This is a genomic window from Marivirga sericea (assembly GCF_900177665.1).
GTDB classification, from domain to species: Bacteria; Bacteroidota; Bacteroidia; order Cytophagales; family Cyclobacteriaceae; genus Marivirga; species Marivirga sericea.
Genome location: NZ_FXAW01000003.1, coordinates 475,325 through 496,894, shown reverse-complemented (window position 1 = coordinate 496,894; position 21,570 = coordinate 475,325). Strand labels below are relative to the sequence as shown.

General features: G+C 36.6%; 15 protein-coding genes. 7 read left to right on the top strand and 8 right to left on the bottom strand.

The features are described 5' to 3' along the window. Nucleotides 1–49: 49 nt before the first annotated feature. Entirely contained in the window at nt 50–733 is a 684-nt protein-coding gene (locus B9Y84_RS09790; protein WP_085516903.1) for a response regulator transcription factor, read from the bottom strand. Next, complete coding sequence (locus tag B9Y84_RS09785) at nt 730–2,241, bottom strand: sensor histidine kinase (RefSeq protein ID WP_085516902.1); 1,512 nt, start codon at nt 2,239–2,241, stop codon at nt 730–732. The genes B9Y84_RS09790 and B9Y84_RS09785 overlap by 4 nt, the downstream gene beginning before the upstream one ends. Nucleotides 2,242–2,358: 117 nt before the next feature. Between B9Y84_RS09785 and B9Y84_RS09780 the strand changes: the two genes are divergently transcribed. From B9Y84_RS09780 to B9Y84_RS09770, 3 genes are all read left to right on the top strand, one after another. Further along, nucleotides 2,359–3,180 (top strand): GLPGLI family protein, encoded by an 822-nt coding sequence (locus B9Y84_RS09780; RefSeq protein ID WP_085516901.1) that lies wholly within the window; start codon nt 2,359–2,361, stop codon nt 3,178–3,180. Between the two features lie 9 nt (nt 3,181–3,189). Then, nucleotides 3,190–5,859: a carboxypeptidase-like regulatory domain-containing protein gene (locus B9Y84_RS09775; protein ID WP_085516900.1), complete on the top strand. Its 2,670-nt coding sequence runs from the start codon at nt 3,190–3,192 to the stop codon at nt 5,857–5,859. Between the two features lie 180 nt (nt 5,860–6,039). Then, nucleotides 6,040–8,235 (top strand): prolyl oligopeptidase family serine peptidase, encoded by a 2,196-nt coding sequence (locus tag B9Y84_RS09770; protein WP_085516899.1) that lies wholly within the window; start codon nt 6,040–6,042, stop codon nt 8,233–8,235. Between the two features lie 77 nt (nt 8,236–8,312). Here the strand turns inward: B9Y84_RS09770 and B9Y84_RS09765 are convergent, their stop codons facing one another. The 4 genes from B9Y84_RS09765 to B9Y84_RS09750 form a co-directional block, all read right to left on the bottom strand. Further along, nucleotides 8,313–9,158, bottom strand: coding sequence for a DUF4197 domain-containing protein (locus tag B9Y84_RS09765; protein ID WP_085516898.1), 846 nt, complete (start codon nt 9,156–9,158; stop codon nt 8,313–8,315). Nucleotides 9,159–9,343: 185 nt separating this feature from the next. After that, a complete protein-coding gene (locus B9Y84_RS09760) occupies nt 9,344–10,411 on the bottom strand; it encodes an ABC transporter ATP-binding protein (protein ID WP_085516897.1) in 1,068 nt (355 codons plus the stop codon). After that, the gene (locus B9Y84_RS09755; RefSeq protein ID WP_085516896.1) at nt 10,392–12,059 is read right to left on the bottom strand and encodes an ABC transporter permease; all 1,668 of its coding nucleotides are present in this window, start codon (nt 12,057–12,059) and stop codon (nt 10,392–10,394) included. Before B9Y84_RS09755 ends, B9Y84_RS09760 begins: the two co-directional genes overlap by 20 nt. Before the next feature lie 3 nt (nt 12,060–12,062). Next, the gene (locus B9Y84_RS09750) at nt 12,063–13,151 is read right to left on the bottom strand and encodes a Fe(3+) ABC transporter substrate-binding protein (protein WP_085516895.1); all 1,089 of its coding nucleotides are present in this window, start codon (nt 13,149–13,151) and stop codon (nt 12,063–12,065) included. A 94-nt stretch (nt 13,152–13,245) separates the two neighbouring features. Here B9Y84_RS09750 and B9Y84_RS09745 point away from each other — a divergent pair, with 94 nt between their 5' ends. Beyond that, the gene (locus tag B9Y84_RS09745; protein WP_085516894.1) at nt 13,246–14,187 is read left to right on the top strand and encodes a hydrogen peroxide-inducible genes activator; all 942 of its coding nucleotides are present in this window, start codon (nt 13,246–13,248) and stop codon (nt 14,185–14,187) included. A 49-nt stretch (nt 14,188–14,236) separates the two neighbouring features. Here B9Y84_RS09745 and B9Y84_RS09740 read toward each other — a convergent pair whose 3' ends face one another. Then, on the bottom strand, nt 14,237–14,950 hold the full coding sequence (locus tag B9Y84_RS09740) for a beta propeller repeat protein (RefSeq protein ID WP_085516893.1): 714 nt from the start codon (nt 14,948–14,950) through the stop codon (nt 14,237–14,239). Nucleotides 14,951–15,210: 260 nt separating this feature from the next. Between B9Y84_RS09740 and B9Y84_RS09735 the strand changes: the two genes are divergently transcribed. The 3 genes from B9Y84_RS09735 (at nt 15,211) to B9Y84_RS09725 (ending at nt 17,958) form a co-directional block, all read left to right on the top strand. Continuing rightward, a complete protein-coding gene (locus B9Y84_RS09735) occupies nt 15,211–15,504 on the top strand; it encodes an SEC-C metal-binding domain-containing protein (RefSeq protein ID WP_085516892.1) in 294 nt (97 codons plus the stop codon). A gap of 70 nt (nt 15,505–15,574) precedes the next feature. Next, the gene (locus B9Y84_RS09730; RefSeq protein WP_085516891.1) at nt 15,575–16,384 is read left to right on the top strand and encodes a Cof-type HAD-IIB family hydrolase; all 810 of its coding nucleotides are present in this window, start codon (nt 15,575–15,577) and stop codon (nt 16,382–16,384) included. A gap of 50 nt (nt 16,385–16,434) precedes the next feature. Further along, a complete protein-coding gene (locus B9Y84_RS09725) occupies nt 16,435–17,958 on the top strand; it encodes a GH3 family acyl-acid amido synthetase (RefSeq protein ID WP_085516890.1) in 1,524 nt (507 codons plus the stop codon). Nucleotides 17,959–18,133: 175 nt separating this feature from the next. Here B9Y84_RS09725 and B9Y84_RS09720 read toward each other — a convergent pair whose 3' ends face one another. Further along, a complete protein-coding gene (locus B9Y84_RS09720) occupies nt 18,134–21,238 on the bottom strand; it encodes a WD40/YVTN/BNR-like repeat-containing protein (RefSeq protein WP_085516889.1) in 3,105 nt (1,034 codons plus the stop codon). Nucleotides 21,239–21,570 lie beyond the last annotated feature (332 nt).

Below are 21,570 nucleotides of genomic sequence, written 5' to 3'. Positions count from 1 at the left end.
TTTTTTAAATAGAAATGTTTTATCCGGCTGATTTTACTGATGAGTATTTTTAAGATGATATCAATTTGTACCCATATCCTCTAATATTCAAAATTTGAAGTTCCGGGTCCTTTTCAAGCTTTTTGCGCAATTTGCTAATGTATACATCCATACTTCTCGCATTAAAGAAATCTGCTGAACCCCACAATTTTTCAAGTATTGTAGACCGATCGGTAAGCTCATTTTGATGCATCATAAGTTCTTTTAAAACTTCCGATTCTTTACTGGTTAAATAGGTTTCGTCTTCTTCAATTTTTAAGATTTGCTTACCGGGATGAAATTGGTATTTCCCAATTGTCATCCACTCTTGATGAATAGGATTGCTTTTCTTTTCCAATAATGCCTTAACTCGGACAATCAATTCTTCTATACTAAAAGGCTTTTTGATATAGTCATTCCCACCTTTTTCAAAGCCTTCTACCACATCATTAGTGGTTGATTTTGCAGTGAGGAAAATAATAGGAATATAGCCATCTACCTTGCGCACTTTTTGGGCAAGACTAAAACCATCAAGCTTGGGCATCATCACATCTAGAATTAATAGATCGTAGTCTTTTCCTTGGTAACAATTCCATGCCGCTTCCCCGTCTTCACAATGGTCTACTTTGAAGCCACGGCTTTCCAGGCTTTCTTTCAAAATCAAGCCTAAAGAGGGCTCATCTTCGGCTAATAGCAATTGATATTCCTTTTTCATGGTAAACAAGCTTCAAAGTGAGTCAGATTCTTAGCAATGTGTAATTCTAAATTCCCTTGATGTTTCTCTATTACTTTCTTACTGTAATAAAGGCCTATGCCAAAGCCTTTTACGTTATGTATGTTGCCTTGTGGGATACGATAAAATTTATCAAATACCTTTTTCGCTTGAGCTTTTGATAAATTACCGCCATTGTCTTTTACACTAAAACAATGTCGTCCATCATTAAAATGATACGCTAGGCTAATTTTTCTGCCTCCATATTTAAAGGCATTATCAAGAAGGTTGGAAAGTGCATTTTCCAAATGGAAACGGTCTGCTTTGATTACAGTATCTTGATCTGCGACCTTAAGTGTTAGTGTTTTATCAGTATTATGGTTTTGATATCGATCGAAAAGTTCTTTGCAAAAGAGGCTGACATTGATGTTTTCCTTTTTAATCATCAGTTTTTCACTATCTAAAGTGGCGGTCTCTAACAACTTCTCCACCATCCCATTCATTTTATTCACTTGCTGTTGACCAATCGCTAGGTACTTTTTTATTTTCGCAGGGTCATTTTCCGGATTGAAATTTTGTAAAGCCTCAACCGAAGTAGAAATGGTAGCGAGAGGAGTTTTAAATTCATGTGTGATGTTATTGATGAGGTCATTTTTGATTTCAGCCAGATCTTTCTGGTTTTTAATGGTTTTGTAGAGAAAGGCTAGCACGAAAATGATTAAAAGAAAGAATGCTAAAGAGAACAGACTATTGGAAAAGCCTTCTTTCAATATAGAAAGGGAGGTATTTTCATAGTAAAGGATGATTTTTTCATTAGAAGGCAGTAGCTCTCGATTAGCGGTATACTGTAAAGGCATTTGAGAGATGATTTGAGCTTGGTAAGTGCCTATCGTAAAGTCCCTTTTTGTATGCTTAATTCCGTAGGTAATGTCTAATTGATTTTCTCTTAATTTCTCATTGAAATAGCTGTTCAATAGCTGAAAATCGGTAGTATCTCTAGTAACTGAAATTACCAATCTATTGGAAATAGACGGGAGAGATAAAATACTGTCCGCGGCCTTTCGTCCTGCCATCATCACAATGTCATTTTTTTGATCTACAAAAACTTCTTCTTCTTGCTGGTACTTCCCTTCTACGAGAATTTGGGTGATATGCAAACCGTCCAATTCTTGCACTTTCTTTTCCAATATTTTACTTCCGTTTTTAGAAAAAGGACTTTCATTGAATCTTTGAAAAAAGTCTCTACTGATGGCTTCACTTAATGCTGATGAGTCGGATTTAATATTTTTATTGGCAAGACTTTGGATATCTGTAATGACAATCACATCTGTCCCTGACAATTCTTCAAAATAATCTTTCAAGGCCTTGTCGAAGGATAAATTGACATCTCGTGTGAATTTGGCATAAGCTTCCTGATAGTTTTTGATAAAATAGAAGCTATGGAAAATTATAGCAGCTAAAAGCACTACCATAATCATAATACCAATCGATTTGAATTTTCTAGAATTCATAATGCTAAGATAGAGAAAAGGATGCAGTCATATCTTGATTTTAACACTCTTTAACATTCATTAACGCTTTTTGACTAGCCTCTTCAGTTGTTTTGTATCAAACAAAATCACACAATTATGAAGACTTTATTATTAGTATTATTCAGTTTCTGGTCTATTGGAGTAGTGCATGCTCAACAATTTAGCGGTGTAGCCACCTACCACAGTAGAAGTCAATTGGAGCTTTCATTTGATTCCACCGCTATGTCTCCACAAGAAATGCAAACACTAAAGCAGCAGCTAATGAAGCAGATGCAGAAGTCCTATACGTTAAAGTTTAATGCGAAAGAGTCGCTTTGGGAACAGCAAGAAAGCGTCAACTCAGGACCAGCCTCTGCATCTTCAAACGGGATGGAATTAGTGATCTCCAGTGGAAGTTCCAAAGATAAACGGTATCAAAACCTTGAGGAGGGGAAATATAGAAATAGTCAGGAGATGATGGGGAAACGGTTTCTGATTATTGATAGCCTCCCAAAGTATGAGTGGAAGATAGGGAATGAAACCAAAAAGATTGGGGATTATACTTGCCGGAAAGCTACCTATACTAAAATTTCAGAAGCAAAAAGATTTGCGACAGGAATGGAAGAAATGGAGGTCATCCAAGATACCATTACTACTGAAGCCTGGTTTACTATGGATATCCCCGTATCGCATGGTCCTAATAATTATTATGGCTTACCTGGATTGATTCTGGAGTTGAAAGTGAATGGAAGACATTTCATTTGTACAGAAGTAGTAATGAATTATAAAAAAGCAGCGGAAATTCAAGTACCTGACAAAGGTAGTAGAGTGAGCAAGAAGGAATTTGAAGCTATATCAGAAGAGAAAATGAAAGAAATGATGCAGCGCTATAGAGGGAATGGAGATGGTTCTGATATTGAAATCGTAATTGGTGGTTAAGTAAGAGATATGAAAGCCATCATAACAACAGTTATATTAATTATCCATTTGTCCTTTTCTGTACTTGGACAAAGCGATGTGCACTTCTATAGAATGGAGGGTAGGGTAGTAGATTCCTTAAATCAACCCATACCGTATGCCAATGTTCTACTGAAAGATACTACTAAAAATGAGATCAAAGCTTTTGCTGTAACGGACGCTGCAGGGAAATTTAAGATGAGCATACAATCAGGAATTTCGGTGGAATTAAGAGCTAGTTTTGTCGGCTATGTTCCTTTTATAAAGCATTTAGTAACGGATTCTGAGCGAATTCAAAACCTTATTATTCCCTTATCACAAGACCAAGGGATGATGGATGAGGTACAAGTGGTGAAAGAAATGCCGGTTACCTTGTCTGGAGATACACTAATTTATAAAACTGAAGCCTTCACGAAGGGCAATGAACGGAAGTTAGAAGATGTCCTAAAGAAGTTACCAGGGGTTGAGGTTGATGAGGAAGGAAGGGTGTCGGTGCAAGGCAAGAAAGTAGATAAGCTTCTAGTGGAAGGTAAGCAATTCTTTGATGGGGATAGTAAAATGGCTGTCAAGAATTTACCGGCAAAGGCTGTAGACAGGGTTCAGGTTTTGAAAGGGTATCAGGAAAATGCCGCCTTGAAAAATGTAAATACTAATGAGCAAATAGCCATGAATATTACCTTAAAAGAAGATCAAAAGTCGATGGTTTTTGGTGATTTGACCTTGGGAGTAGGTTTGAGAGATAGCTATACCGGGCATGGAAATGCTTTTTATTATAGTGAAGATTTAAGTGTTAATACGATTCTTGATGCTAATAATATAGGAGAACAGGCTTTTAATTTTAGTGATTACCAACGGATGAAACAGGCCCAGAATCCCTGGGGTATTCAAGGAGGTGCTCTAAAGATAGAAGAGCGGCAGGATAGAAATACAATTCCTCAAAAGGACAAAACACAGGTACAAGAGTTGACAAGTAATTTCGCGGGGCTTAATGTTAATTATCAGCCATCAAGCAAATGGCAACATCAGGCTTATATGATTGGAAATACTGCAAATGTTTTGGAGCAACAATTGCAGCAGAGACGATTTTTGAGTGAAGACGCACCCGAAGCTGAAAATAGTATTAATCAACAAAATCAGGAATATGGCAGTATAATGGGGCAATACCAGTTAGACTACTTAGCTACTCCTTTCAGTAATTGGCAATATAAGAGTCAGTGCTTGGGCAGTAGGAATTCAGCAAATAGGTTTTCACTTTCCAACTGGGCAGGAGGGCAAGAAAGTACCATTCAAAGTGAGAATGATGAATGGAGCTGGAACCAGCAACTCAACTATTATACGCAGATAAACCCTAATCACTTAATATCGATTGAGAACCAGTTTTTGTGGAGAAATAGTCAAGGTTTAAATGCCTGGGATTTGCAATATGGTTTAGAAACTGAGGCAGATTCGTCCATTATTAGATTGGAAGATAGCCGGCAAGATATCAAAACATTACAATCGGAATTGCATTATTATTGGGTTTGGAATAGAAAAAACCATTTGGATGTTTCCCTATCATATCAGAATAGAATTTCTTCCTTGAATCGGAATTTGCAAAATGCAGAAGGTGAATCTTTAGAAGATTTTAGGATAGGAATGGACCGCAGCTTTTCCAATTTTGCAGCTGGCCTACAATGGAAATCAAGAGTCGAATCATTTCTATTTCTCCCAGGAGTGAGTTACTTCTATTTGAATGATCAAAGGAATTCGCTCAGGGGAGAAGGAAATGTGGGGGAAAATACAAAGCACTTTGTACTACCTAACTTTAGGATTAAGTATGATATTAATAGTGTTCAAGGATTAGATTTTGTTTTTCAACAACAAATTAGAAGCCCACAATCCGAATGGTTATCAGAAGCACTCCAACTACGAAATTATCAAAATATAGTATTGGGGAACGCAGCTTTACGACCATCTTTTTATACTAGTATACAGCTTAACTACCATTTCTTTAACCTATTTAATGGGATGAATGCTTTCTTATTTACAAATTTTAATAGGGTAGAACATTCTTTTCAAGAGGCTACCAATTTTGATGGGTTAGTTAATAATTCTGTGTTGATTAATAGCAATGCACCACAGTATGATTTTAATTATAATGGGAAAATTGATAAGCGATTTAGAACTTTTCGATTAACGTTTGAATCAAATGGTCTATACCAAAATTATGTAAATCAGCTGAATGAAGTGGAACTTAATAATGAGCAGTGGAATCAACAGCACAGTTTAGCTTTTCAAACAAATCTTGGACAAGACATGACCAGTTCCGTTAAATATGGACTTCAGCTGACAGAATATGAGAACGGTCCTAATCGTAATCAATTTAACCTTCAAAGTTTTACCAATCGATGGGAGGCAGAATGGGGTGATAATTTTGAGCTAGATTTAGATGTTGAGTATCAAATGTATAATGGTACTAATACCAAAAGCGATTGGTGGTTGGCGAATGCAGAATTGAGTTATGAATGGCCCGAAAAACCATGGAGGTTTGATCTGCAGGTTTATAATATTTTTGATACAAAATCAATAAGCAGAGATTTCTTATCTGAGTATTTTGTGAGTACGTATCAGAATTTTATTCAGGGTAGAAGGGCTTTGTTCAGTGTAAACTATAATTTCTAAGGGAAGGATAGATTTAGAGGCGATTTGTTTTATTTTTGCTTCCATAAAACAAATCGTAGCGATCTTTGATTCAAATACGGCCACGCAAAATCGAGAAGCAGCAAGCTTTTCCAAATGAGAGTATTTGAGCTCTCTTTCGGGTACCGTTCAAAGATTGTTTGAAATTGAAGAAAATAGTCTATGAACGAAGTCAATAGAAAAAGAAGCTTAATTGCGATAGTGATTTCAATTGTATTATTCGCTGGTTGCGAGAGCCATAAAGAATCGAGCTTTAATGATTTTCCACAGGCACCTGAAAAGGTGGTGGATACTCAGTATTTTGATACATTATTGACAGATCAGTATCGTTCCTTAGAGAATTTACAGGATTCGACTGTATTGAATTGGTTTCATAAAGAGGGAGAATGGACTGCTAATATTTTAAATCAAATTACAGGGCGCAAAGAATTAGAATCAAAAATGGCCAAATATGTGGGAGGTGGAGAAGCTACATATAGTTTAATGGAGGTGACTCCGCAAGGGGAATATTTCTACCTCAAGCAAGGAGTAGAGGATGAATTTGCGAATCTGTTTTTCAGATCATCTATTGATTCAGAGGAAGAGCTATTGTATAGTCCGGAAAATTATAAAGATGGTTCCTTTGTCATCAACTTCCTTAAACCTTCTTGGGACGGTCAAAAAGTAGTGATAGCATTAAGCAGTGGTGGTGCAGAAATTTCAGAAATGATTATCTATGATCGTGAAAAAGCTACTTTGATGCCAGAGGTGATTACCAATACGTGGCCATCCGATTACAGTGGAGTTCAATGGCTACCTAATAATAGCGGGTTTATTTATTTGCATTATCCTGTTATAGACCCACAAGATTCAGACTTTTTAAAAAACATGGCATCAGTAGTATACTATTTAGGCGATGACCCTAAAAAGCTAAATCCTATCTTTTCAAAAGGGAGTCAACCTCAACTGACTATTGAAGAGGAGGACTTCCCAATGGTTTTTATAGAAGATCCTTCTGATGATTATTTATTGGGATATGTAACAGGAGGTGAAGCTTATTACGATGCTTATTATGCATCAATGGATGATTTATTAGCGGGGAAAACTTTAAACTGGAAACCCATTCATAAAAAAGCAGATAAGGTGAATCAACTTTATGTTGTAGAGGATGATTTCGTATTTAAAAGTGCTAAAGAAAATAGCCGATATAATATTTATAGAATGCCAGTGGGGGGCAGTGTCGAGGAAGCAGAATTACTAATTGAACCTATCTCTTCAGAAAGTATTGATCAGTTTATAAGTATGGGAGATGAAATATATTTCTATACCAGTAAATTTGGTGTTAAAGCTGCACTTTATAGGTACAAAGATGGGAATGTTACGCCTATAGACTTGCCAGTGGAAGCTGGAAGTCTTCAGTTGTCCAGAACTCATGAAGAAGCGGATCATTTCTTTGCCACTTGTATAGGTTGGACGACTGATTTCAAGCGGTTTGAATTTCAATTAGATGAACAGGGATTTGAACCTGCACCCTTAGATACCGCAATTGGAAACGATGTATTTGAGGATTTTGTAGTGAAAGAAGTAATGGTTAGATCTCATGATGGAGAAATGGTTCCTTTATCTATCATTCATCAAAAAGATTTAAAAATGGATGGAGCAAACCCCACTTTATTTTTTGGGTATGGAGCTTATGGTTTTTCTGCACAACCGTATTATTTACCAACCTGGCTCTCATGGGTAGCAGAAGGAGGAGTATTTTGCATAGCCCATGTAAGAGGAGGAAGTGAAAAAGGAGACAGTTGGTATCAAGGAGGGAAAAAACTTACCAAAGAAAATACCTGGAAAGATCTTATTGCTTGTACTGAATACATGATCAATGAGAATTACACTAGTCCTGATTATACAGCAGCCTATGCATTGAGTGCTGGAGGCATTATGGTTGGACGTGCTATGACAGACCGTCCCGATTTATATGCTGCAGTCATTTCATCAGTAGGAACTATGAATCCTGTTCGATCAGAGAAAAGCCCTAACGGAAAAAATGGAATAAAGGAATTTGGGACAATGGAGGATTCCTTAGAAGCTAAAGCGCTTATAAAAATGGACTCTTATCATCATATTAAGGAAGGTGTTGAATATCCGGCTACTTTAGTGACGACAGGATTGAATGACCCAAGAGTCTTACCTTGGCAGCCTGGTAAGTTTGCTGCTAAATTACAAGAAGCACAATCTGGTGCTGCGCCTATTTTATTTGATGTTGACACTGCAAGTGGTCATGGAATGGGGGATAGTCAGCAAAAGGAAATTGAACGAATGGCCAAGATATTCTCTTTTGCTTTTTGGCAAACAGGACATCCTGATTTCCAATTACAATAAGAGGACATAAAAAAAACCACCATGTAATCCATGGTGGCGGTTCTAATTTTTAAAGGTGATTTGTTTATAGAAACGATTTAATCTAGCAAACCAAATACTTTTTGCAGGATCTCATTTACCCTTGCATTCACATTTTTTCTAATATTGGTTTCCTCCTCCTGTACTTTTAGAAATAGTCCGTCCAACCCTCTTCCCGTGGCAAAAGCCGAAATATCTGCTTCGTTAATGGTGTTGATGCCAGAAATTGAACCTAGTGTTTGAGTTTCTAAAAAACTGATGGGAATAGAGGTGCTTAATATATTATTATACTCGCTCACAAAATTGCCATAAAGCTCCTCTACTGTTCTGTTTCCTATGGTCACAGAATTTATAGCAGTATTAACTTTTGGTTCAAAAGTGTCAAATAAGGATTGATAAGTATTATTTACCAGATAAGCTGTTGCAGCGGTATCAGATCCGTACAAAATGTTTTCAGCATCGGATATAGTAATTCCGCGAATGGCATCAAAAAAGATAGGACCAGCTTCTTGGGCTGCTTCTTCTGCCGCTCTATTAATACCCATTATCAATTCTTCTTCTTTTTCAGCTAAGCTATTTATTCCTAAAAATGGGACACCCGTATTGTATATTTGATCTCCTTTTATGGTTCCTAATCCAAAAACATTGATTTCAACTGCTTTTAGCGCATTTATTTGAGCTTCAAGTTCATCCGGAAGTAGAATTTTTACGGCCTCATCTCTCAGGTAACCGTCAACAACAGCCAATTTGGAGGTAGCGGTATCTGTACCAACTCTCAAGGCTTCTTTTAGTCCTGCTGCAATATCAATATTGTTTTCTTGTTCCTCTAAAGCGTCATTGAGGAAATCGCAGGAGGATAATAATACTATTGAAATAAATAAACTAAGCTTGGTAAGATTTTTCATAACTAATATTCTTTAGATGATATAAATGTCGCAATTATTTTGCCACTTCTTAAATTAGAATGGCGGAATTTTCTTTCTGAGTAATAAATACGAGCTTATTACAGTTTATTTCTCAAAGTAGGGAGAGGGCAAAAGGAAGCTGAAAAACTATCCGTTTACTGAAAATTCTACTATTATTAGGTTATTTAACTCACCAAGCCTGGATACCAGCAAGTATCTAGTACATGAATTTTATTGGGGTTAAACCGTAAATAAATATTATCCCCTTTGTCAAATAGAATCTTTTCATGGGCGTGTATTACCACATGAGTTTCCGAGCCAATATCTGCATGCACTTGCTGATGATCTCCAAAATATTGTGCAAGCTCTACCTTTGCCGGAAAGGTGTTTTCTTTAGGCTCAGTTAGTATTTCTATGTTTTCCGGTCTGATAGCAATTAAAATCTGGCCAGTTTTGTCTGTTTTGGCTCCTTTTATTTCCCCAGCTTTTAATTTATAAGTGCCATTTTCAGCTGTAGCATTCATCGCATTTATTTTACCAAAGAAGCTAGCAACGTAGAGGTTTTTTGGAGTTTCGTATAGTTCACGCGGTGTACCAACCTGCTGGATTTTCCCATCTTTTAGAATCGCTATTCTATCTGCAGAAGAGAGCGCATCACGCATATCATGAGTTACGAATAAAGCGGTGGCTCCTGCTTTTTTAATAATACTTCTGACCTCTTCTCGGACTTGATCTTTCAAGACAGCATCCAAATTACTAAAGGGTTCATCCAATAAAATTAAACCTGGATTAGGAGCTAAAGCTCTGGCAAGTGCAACTCTCTGTTGTTGTCCTCCCGATAGGTGATGAGGATATCTATTTTCGTAACTGCTCAAGCCCACCATATCGGTAATTTCTCTTACGCGATCATTCAAATTCGGGAATTGGCTTTTTGATAATCCAAATTTTATGTTTTCTGCAACCGTGAGATGGGGAAAGAGTGCGTAATCCTGAAATACCATTCCGATTTTTCTTTTTTCAGGCTTCATGCTGAAATTATCATCCACTACTTTGTCGCCATTAATTGAAATTTGACCTTGGTCAGCTTCTTCAAAGCCAGCAACTAATCTCAACAAAGTGGTTTTTCCACTCCCACTTTCCCCAACCAAAGCTAGTAATTCCCCTTTATTGACGGTCAGGCTAGCATTATGGACAGCATATTGAAGCTTCTTACCAAATCGCTTATGTAAATTTTTAATTGATAATACTTCCATCAGATTTAGAGGTTTTCATTAATCGATTCAAAATAATAATAGGGATGGTTCCAATAACGATAATAATAAGCGAAGGTGTTGCCGATTCAGCAATCATTTCATCGCTGGCCAATTCATAAGCTTTGGTAGCTAGAGTATGAAAATTAAAAGGTCTTAAAATTAAAGTGAGCGGAAGTTCTTTTAATATATCCACGAATACTAAAATACCTCCTGAGATCAAAGCGCTTTTAATTAAAGGTAAATTTACTTTCAAGAGAGTCTTAAATGAACCCGCTCCTAATGAGTAGGATGCTTCATCTATACTATCGCCAGTTTTTTTGAAGGCTGCTTCTATGGGGTTTAAAGAAACTGTTAAAAAGCGTACAACGTATGCAAAAGTGAGCGCAAAAATAGTCCCGCTAAAGATGAGTCCTATTTTTAAATTAAAGCTTTGCTCCCATGTATTGATGATGAATTTATCTAATCCTAGCAGCGGAATCATGATGCCGATTGCAATGACTGCTCCAGGTATTGAGTATCCTAAAGCTGCAAATTTAGCTAGCAGGTTGAAAAAATGACTTTTGTTTACTTTGACAGCAAAAAGTATGATAATTGAAAAGGCAACACATAAAGCTGCAGCCAATAAAGCTAATCCAAAACTATTCGCCATCAAGATCAAGAACTCAAAATCTATAATTTTCTTGATAGTTTGAATTGACCATAAAATCAATTGAAAAACAGGTGCTATAAAACCCAGAAACAAAGGGATAAAGCAGACAGTCCAGGCAAGAAACTTTTTCCAGCCTTTTAATTGATATCTTTTTAATTGCCTGCCAATTCTTGCTCCTTCATCAAATTTGGTTTTTCCTCTTTGCACTCTTTCTACCATGATCATGATGAAAATGAAGGCCATTAAAATCCCTGATAAATTAATAGCTGAATTTGGGTCACCGAAAGAGAACCAAGCTCTAAAAATACCAGTAGTAAATGTGCTTACGCCAAAATATTTTACTGCTCCGTAATCATTTAAAACTTCCATCATAACCAAGGACAATCCGCCAATAATAGCAGGCCGGCTGATGGGTAAGGCAATTTTGAAGAATGTTTTCCAAGAGGAGCTTCCTAAAATTCTGGAGGCTTCTAATAAAGTGGCTGATTGGCTCATAAAAGTGGATCTGGCAACTACATAAACGTAGGGAAATAATACCAGTGCCATCACCACAGCCACTCCCCAGAAATTCATAATGTCAATGTAAACTAGATCTGAAAAGCCTATATCTCGCAAAAATACTTGAATAGGGCCTGTATAATCAAAAATACCAGCATAAGTATAGGCGGCTATATAAGTGGGGATTGCTAATGGAAGGATTAACATCCATTCGAATTGTCTTCGAAATGGTATTCTGCAGGTGCTAACTATCCACGCTGATGAAATTCCCATAAGCAAAGTGAGAATGCTCACTATTATTACCAAACCTAAGGAATTGATGATATAGTCAGTTAATACAGTGTCTACCAAATGACTCCAAACACTTTCAGTAGTTTTATCAAAAAGCTTAAAGAAAAGGGTATAAATAGGTAAGCCAATAATCAGTACCAATGCAATTAAAGCAAAGGACCAACCATTGGCATACTTTTTAATTTTTGAAAGTGATTTTAATATACTCACAAATTATTTCCAGCCCGCTCTGTCAAATATTTTTACTGCTAAATCATTATTTTCACCCAATACCGAAAGATTTAAAGTGTCTTGTTTGAAATCTCCCCATTCTTTTAATGTAGGAGCCCATTCTACTTTTTCATTTACAGGGTATTCGTAATTGACGCCAGCAAATACTTTCTGAGCTTCTTCAGATACTAAAAACTCAATGAATTTTACTGCATTTTCTTTGTTTGGTGCATATTTTGCCACACCTGCACCACTCACGTTAATGTGTGTCCCTCTGCCCTCCTGGTTAGGGAATAAAATTTTAACTGCTTCTGCAACTTTCACTTCTTCCTCGCTCGAAGAGTTTAACATTTTGCCTAGGTAGTATGTATTGGAAACTGCAACATCGCCCTCACCTGCAAAAACAGCTTTAATTTGGTCTCTATCTCCACCTTTCGGATCTCTTGCCATATTTTCTACTATAGCATTCGCCCAAGCAGAAGCAGCTTCTTCGCCATTGTGCGCAATGATAGAAGCCATCAATGATTGATTGTATATATTGGAAGAAGAACGGATTAATAATCTATCCTTGATCTCAAGGCTAGCTAAAGATTCATAAGTAGAGATTTCTTCTGGGCTGATGTTTTCAGGATTATATACAATTACTCTACCTCTGATGGTTAAACCAAACCATTGATTGTCAACATCTCTCAGATTTGATGGGATAATGCTATTTAAGGTCTCTGATTCAACAGATTGTAAAAGTTGAGCATCTTTTGCTCGGTGTAATCTTCCTGCATCTACTGTTATTAAGACATCGGCAGGAGAATTCTCGCCTTCTAAAGTCATTTTTTGGATTAGCTCATCCGCGTTGGCGCTTACTACATTTACTTTAATGCCTGTCTTCTCTTCAAATTCCTTGAAAAGTTGTTGATCAGATTCATAGTGCCTATGAGTGTAAACATTTACTTCCTTGCTCTCTTCTTTTGAAGATTCACCTTCTTTATTAGAGCTTTGAGAACACGCCCAAAGAGTGCTAATTGCTAATAGCGATAGAATTATATTTTTCATTATAGTTGTTGGTTTTAAATTTTCGAAGGCAAATTTAATCATAATTGGATTAATTCTAAATAATAAAGCTAATATTTTGATGCAATTATTTAAATTGCAAATCTAAATTCTATACAGTTCAAAATACTCTGAATTAATGAAGGCTACCATTTCACAACTCGAATACATAATTGCATTGGATACCTATCGCCATTTTGGGAAGGCCGCTGATAATTGTTTTATTACGCAGCCTACTTTAAGTATGCAAATTAATAAACTGGAAGATAATTTAGGCGTAAAGATTTTTGACAGAAGCAGACAGCCAGTGGTTCCAACTGAATTAGGGGCTTTAATTTTAGAGCAAGCTCGGAAGGTTGTGAATGAAGCAAAAAAGATGGAAGAGATCATTGAAGATCAGAAATTAGAAGTTTCGGGCACCTTGAAAATTGGTGTCATTCCAACAATTGCACCCTACCTTTTACCCTTGTTCGCAAAGAGTTTTATGAATAAATATCCCTCTATTCATATTCAAGTGCAAGAATTATTAACTGAGGATACTTTAGCCAAAATCAAATCTGAGGCCATTGATGTAGGAATAGTAGCGGGTCCGTTAAATGATAGTTCATTCAGGGAAATTCCTATGTACTACGAGAAATTTCTGGGCTATGCACATAAAACAGATTTGGAGCCGGCAAGTCAGCCGATTTCTGGTAAAGATCTTGAAAATAGTGAGCTATGGCTTCTCAATGAGGGACACTGTTTTCGAGAACAAGTTTTAAATATCTGCCAAAACAGAAATTTTGATAATATTTTAAATTATCAAAGTGGTTCATTAGAAGCATTGAAGAGAATGGTGGATAAACAGGGCGGAGTAACGCTGCTTCCTGAATTAGCTACAATGGATTTATCTCCTGAAGACAGTAAGAAGCTCAGAACTTTTAAAAAGCCAACTCCCTTCAGAGAAATTAGCTTGGTCATGAAGAGAGATTTCTTAAAAAGAAGGATAATTGAAGCTTTACAAAAAGAAATAGTTGATCATCTACCTGAAAACATGAAGCAAAGAGAAGAAAATGAAATTCAGGTCATCAACTGGAGGTAACTGAGCTCATCATTGCAAGCTTTGTTCCTATAGATGAAAATAATCCGATTCATGGCAATTCATTTTTAGAAACAAAAACGAGTGCAGGAGAATTTCTATCTCCTGATTTAACGGTTCCATTTTCATTTACTGTTCCATAAGAAGCTGCCACATATAATCTATTGAGGTCATCAAGGTGTACATTATTTAAAATGTATTCGAATGGAATTTCGAGTTGCGTTGTATAATTACCAATTGTCTTTTCAATGTCAGAAGCTCCTACATAATCTGTAGATGATCCATCAAGCCTGAAAATGTTTTCTTTAATTTTATAACTAACGTCATTTTCAGCTTCAACATATTTAATCGGGATACTCCAACCAGAATATAGATTAGCTTTATCTTCTTGCCAAGTATATCCTTTATCGGTAGAAAAGCGAGCGACAACAGAAGCTATATCATAGTCATCACGTTGACCAGAAGCTGCGAAAATAAATAGAGAATCATTTTGCTCTATTAATCCAGGCATTATTCCACTAAAGTCTGCTACTTCAGTCCAACTATCTCCAGCATCATTAGTGGCATACACTTTGGTCATAGTAGTGACTACTAAAACATCATCAATACTTCCGCTGACTGCATAAGCAGCTTCTCCATTTGGTATTTGAAGTACTGTCCAATCATCAAAGTCTTTTTGAACCATGATAGGTTCTGAATTGAATCGCTCACAGGAAGTAAAAGCAAGGGAGAGGATAAGAAGCAATATATTGTAAACAAATCGCATAGTATAGGTTTTTTTTGAAATATAATTTAAAAATAGTAATTCAAACTAAGAATAGCAATACTTGAGAAAAAACCTTGTCAAAGTGAGTTAAAAAACTGATAATTAGGGTAGTTAGAAAGATAGGTTAAAAGAGTAAAGCCGCTGTACTTTACAAAAAGATTGACATTTGAAATAAATTGACTTGTGTTATAGCGTATTATGCTAGTGATTAGTATTTAAATATTTTTCGTAAATTAAGTTCCGAAATAACATAATTTCCAATGAAGAAAGAGTTAGGAAGAAACGAGCCATGCCATTGCGGAAGTGGTAAGAAATATAAAAACTGCCATATGGGGGCAGCATCATCAGGTGGTATTAACAACAACAAAAATCTTTTATACATTGCCATCATGGTGGTGATTGTAGCGATTGCTGGCTTTTCCATTTATTACAATTCGCAACAAAGCCCCGTACAAAACGTCAATTCGCAGAGTACACCAATAGCACCGCCACCTGGCGAAGCGCCACCTGGGAAAGTTTGGTCATCGGCCCACGGTCATTGGCATGACAAATAATGTATCTAAATGCTTTGAACTCATTCAAAAGCATTAGTTTTGCTTTTTTAATGGATTAAGGAATATAAATATGTTCAAAGCAATTTGCACTGATATAGACGGTACTCTTTTGAATCCTCAAAGAGAATTGTCAAAAAGAACCATTGATATCATCAAAAGCATTAAAGATGACACATCAATAATCTTGGCCTCAAGCAGAATGCCTTCTGCTATGCGTCATCTTCAAGAGACCTTGGATATTACTGACCAACCTTTAATTTGCTATAATGGGGGTTATATTATTTCACAGAAGGACGGGATTCAAGTCTTAGACTCTGTTAAGATTCCTTTTTCTACCTGCGAATTCATAGCTCAATGGAGCCATCATTCAAAATTACATGCTGGGTTTTATTTGGAAGATGATTGGTTTGCTCCTTCTGAAGACCAATGGACTAAAAGAGAAGTGAACAATACTAAAGTGCAGGCCTCCATTTTCTCTGGATTGGAGTTGATAGAGAGCTGGAAATCACAAGAGCTAGGTGCGCATAAGATCATGTGTATGGGAGAGCCTCAACTAATTGACAGCCTTATTGCTGAGTTGAAATCAATGAACTCACCGCTCCACCTGTACCGGTCGAAAGACACTTATTTGGAAATAGCCCCATTAGAAATTTCCAAGGCAAGTGCCTTAAAGCATTTACTTCAGGCGGAACTCAAGATTAATATGAAAGAAGTCATTGCTTTTGGTGACAATTTTAATGATATCGAAATGCTAAAAGCAGTAGGATGTGGGGTTGCAGTAGGTAATGCAAAAGAAGAGGTTAAGCAAATAGCAAATGAAATTACACTTCCTGGTAAAGAAGACGGAGTTGCCGCAACCCTTGAGAAATATTTTGGTTAAGAAGAAAAGTATTTGATATTAAAATACATTTTTTCACTTAATATTTTTTCATGGAAATCATCAGTAATATTATTAAAGCAGCTATTGAAGTGGGGAGTAGAATCAAAAAACACGATTCTCCTGTTCATGCTCAGCAAGAAACTTTGAAAGAGCTGCTTGAAAAATCTAAAAATACAGCTTTTGGAAAATATTACGGATTTCAGGATTTATTGAAACAGAAAAATTTGAGTTCTGCTTTTGAAAAGGAAGTGCCTTTCCATGATTATGACGATATGGAGTTTTGGTGGAAAAAATCACTAGAAAGCAAAGAAGATATCAGTTGGCCAGGGAAGGTAAAACATTTTGCGGTCAGTTCTGGTACAACTGGCCATAGTAAGCATATCCCCGTTACCGAAGATATGTTGGAAAGCATTAGAAATGCAGGTATTCAGCAAGTTTTAAGCTTGTCTAATTTTAAAAACTTACCAGAAAGCTTCTTTACAAAACAAATTTTGATGTTAGGCTCAAGTACTAACTTAAATGAAGTAGAGGGGCATTTGGAAGGAGAAATTAGTGGAATAAGTGCTTCCAATATTCCCAATTGGTTCCATAATTTTTACAAACCTGGAGAGGAGATCAGTAGAATTGATGACTGGGATGAAAGAGTGGAGGCAATTGCAAAAGAAGCAAGAAATTGGGATATTGGGACTATTTCTGGAATTCCATCCTGGATTGAATTGATGCTGCAAAGAGTAATTGAATATAATAATGCTGACTCTATCCATGAAATCTGGCCTAATTTAGCGGTCTATACCTCAGGAGGAGTGGCCCTTGATCCCTATAAAAAGAGTTTTGAAAAGCTGTTCAGCAAACCTGTTCAATATATTGATACCTATTTAGCATCTGAAGGTTATTTAGCAACGCAAACACGACCAGATACGGATGCTATGCAGCTTTTATGTGATAATGGCGTATATTTTGAATTTGTACCCTTTGAAGAGGATAGTGTTCTAGAATCCGGGAAAGTTAATCCAGAGAAAAAGGCAATCAATATCTCTAAAGTGCGGGAAGGCCAAGAATACATCCTACTGATCTCTACAGTAAGTGGAGCTTGGCGCTATATGATAGGGGATACCATCAAGTTTACAGATGTTGAAAAATCTGAAATCAAGATTACGGGCAGAACTAAATTCTTCCTTAATGTGGTCGGTTCACAATTGTCAGTCAATAAAATGGATGATGCAATTGAAAGTCTGAATAAAGAATTCCCTTTGAATATTAAAGAGTTTACAGTTGCAGCAGTTAGGGAAAATGAAGATTATATTCATCATTGGTATTTAGGGCTTGAAGAAAACAGTAATGATTTAGACCAAAATGCCGTAAGGGATTTTCTAGATGAACATTTAAAAAATAGCAATAAGAATTATAAAGTTGCTAGAGATAAAGCGTTAAAAGGTGTCAAAGTAAGTCTCATTTCCTCGGATAAGTTTGTGGAATGGAATGATGCCAATAAGAAGAAAGGGGGCCAAGTAAAAATGGCCAAAGTGATGAAGGAAGATGCTTTTAAAGAATTTCAAGAATTTGTGGAGGGTTAAGAATTGAGGTTGTACCGATGATTAAGCTTCAAAAATTGCTAATTATTTTCCTCTAGTACTATTCCATTGGTTGACTGTATTTTACAACAGAATCCTAGCGAAAAGACAAAAAAAATGATCCCCGCCAGAAGCGGGGATCATAAATTAAATAATTAGTACGATTCTTCTTTACGATTTAATCAAGCTTTACAGCCTTCACTTCATTGGCTTTTACCAACTCATTAAAATCAGCAATTTTCTCATCGAGAATCAAATGTAGTGCATCTAAATGTTTATCTATTCTGGCTGTAACCTCTTTACTAAATTCTATAGCAGACTCAGTTGGTCTATTGTCACCCATTCCCATTAAACTGTTTAAATGTCCCAATTTGTTGTTTAACCTGATTGGGTAATTCAATGGATCCTGTCCGCTTCTATTTTTAGTTTGATACAAAGCCTCTTCTATTTTTTGCATTTCTTCTAGTATACTTTTTCCCATGCTTTTGATGGTGTCAGCATCAGCCTTCTTCATCACATCCTCAATTTGAGTTCTTGCTTTTCGAATATCTTTTATGGCAAGATTGGTTTCAGTAAGTTTAGCGATTACTTTATTCTGAAAATCAAATTGTGCTTTTAAATCATCTAAAGTAGCACTGGACCTAGGGTCTTTCACAATTTCAAATTCCTTTGATTGGGTTATACCATTGATAGAAAGTTCTATATCATATTTACCCGGTAATGCAGTAGGCCCACTTGTAGAAGACCACCATAATATCATGCCATCAAAACCTTCCGCATCGGGATATCGCATATTCCAGATTAATTGATTACTTCCAGGTTCAACTGTCAGTTTTTCTTCCTTGGCTTTTTTGTCAGGATGAGTACTGAAAGTTGAAATCACTTTTCCTGATTTCTCTTTGAAATGAATTTTCACAGTGTCTGCAGCACTAGTGTCCTTTAAATGGAAATAGGTAATCACTCCTGAAGGCATATTTTTACCTTCCGTTTTAGATTCATAACTTCTTCCTCCAATCCTGTATGTTTTCTTGGGTTGAAATAAGTAAAAATCATTTTGTTTTACCTCACCATTTAATTGATGCAAAACGGTCAAATCATCAATCAACCAAAAACCCCTACCTTGAGTTGCTGCAATTAAATGGTTGTCCTTTATTGTTAAATCCGTAATCGGAACAATCGGTAAATTCAATTGAAAATCTTTCCAATTAGCACCATCATCAAATGAAATATACATTTTGGTTTCAGTACCTGCATAAAGCAATCCTGCTCTTTCTGGATCTGCTCTTACTACTCTAGTGAAATGGTCGTTTTGAATTCCATTCACGATTTTCGTCCAGCTTTTTCCGTAGTCCTTGGTTTTATATAAATAGGGTTGATAATCTCCGTTTTTGTAAGAGGTAGCAGCAATATAAGCTCCACCTTTGGTAAATGGATCTGCCTCTATGCTGTTAATCATTATCCACTGAGGCATATTTGCTGGAGTCACATTTGTCCAATTTTCGCCTCCATCTTTACTAACGTGAACTAATCCGTCATCTGAGCCTGTCCATAGCAAACCTTCCTCATAAGGAGATTCAATGGCCGCGAATATGGTGCAGTAATATTCCACACTAGTATTGTCTTTTGTGATGGGACCTCCAGATGGTCCTAGTTTACTTGGATCATTTCTTGTCAAGTCAGGACTAATGGTTTCCCACTTATGTCCTTCATTGGTCGTAACATGTAAATGATTTGAAGCAGTATATAATTTATTTGGATCATGAGGAGAAGTGAAAATTGGAAAATTCCATTGGAATCTATACTTCATTTCTTCTGCTCCATGTCCCATCGGATTATCAGGCCACACATTGATGGCTCTGATTTCTTCGGAATTATGATTATAGCGAGTTAAAAAGCCATCGTAGCTTCCGCCATATACTATGTCATTGTTTTTTTCATCAATAGCCAAATGTGCACTTTCTCCACCAGCTGTTGATTCCCAGTCCTGCTCTCCAATCGTAGAGCCTGTGGTTCTATGCGCAATCCTAACAGTTGAATTGTCCTGCTGCGCTCCGTAAATCCTAAATGGGAAATGGTTGTCCGTGGTAACTCGATAAAACTGTGCAGTATTCTGATTCATGTAGGTGCTCCAATTCTCACCACCATCAAAACTCACTTGTGCACCGCCATCATCAGCCATGATCATTCTCTGATTGTCATTAGGGTCAATCCACATATCGTGATGATCTCCGTGTGGTGCCCTATGGGAAGTAAAGGTTTTTCCACCATCTTTTGATTGATGATAATTAACATTTACGACATAAACCATATCTTCATCTTGAGTATCAGCATATATTCTAGTATAATACCATGCTCTTTGTCTTAATGATCTGTCATCATTGGTTTTTTGCCAGGTTTCACCTGCATCATCAGAACGGAATACTCCGCCATTTTCATTTTCAATTATAGTCCATATTCGATTCGAATTCTGAGGAGAGACAGTGATTCCTGAAATACCCCACACTCCTTTTGGTAAACCTTTATTTTCGGACAATTTTTTCCAAGACTCTCCGCTATCTGTTGATTTCCAAATATCAGAACCAGGACCACCACTAGAAAAATTAGAAGGTGTTCTTCGTACATTCCAAGTGGAGGCATACATAATTCTTGGATTATTAGGATCTAAAATTAAGTCAACTGCTCCAGCTCTATTGTTCACAAAAAGTTTTCTTGTCCAGGTTTTACCTCCATCTCTGGATTTGTAAACACCTCTTTCTTCAGAGTCTTTAAAAATATCACCCATTACAGCCACATATAAAATATCTGGATTTTGAGGGTGAATTCTAATTCTGCTGATATGCCTGCTGTTATCTAAACCGATCTGTTCCCAGTTTTTACCAGCGTCAACAGATTTATACATTCCGTAGCCATATGACATGTTTCCACGCAATGTTTTTTCTCCACCGCCAACATAAATTACATTTGGATCGCTTTCAGCCACTGCTACAGCACCAATCGATCCTCCAAAGTGTCCATCTGAAATGCTTTCCCAAGTGCTTCCGCCATCCTTAGTGCGCCAAACTCCGCCCCCAGTTGCACCCATGTAGAATAAATTAGGTTGATTAGCAACTCCTGTTACAGCTGCAGATCTTCCTCCTCGAAATGGGCCAATACCCCTCCATTCTAAAGCATCATAAAGCTTCTCATCATATTGGATAGCCGTGTTTTTTTTGTTTCTCTGTGCTTCAATAGCATTCAATTGGAATAGAAACAGTATTCCTATTAGCCAGTATATTTTTTTCATAGTCGTCTGTATTTTTTTTCAATCTATTTGAAAAAATGAACAGAAGCGAATGGTTTTTTATGAATGGTGCTAAAAACTATTGCTAAACTTTCGGACTGTTATTTATTAGTTGTTGCAGGTGTAATTGGCTAGTGCTTTGTTTGGGTGCATTTACTTTTTTCAAAATATTATTCTCAATATTCTTTTCCTTTGAAAAATATTCTCTTAGATTTCGGTCCTTATAGAGAAATGTTAAGTAAACTAAACACATATCAGTCTATCACAATTACAGCAATCAACATGCTGAATGAGAAGGATATGAGCATTTCTACCTTTACCTTCACAACTACATT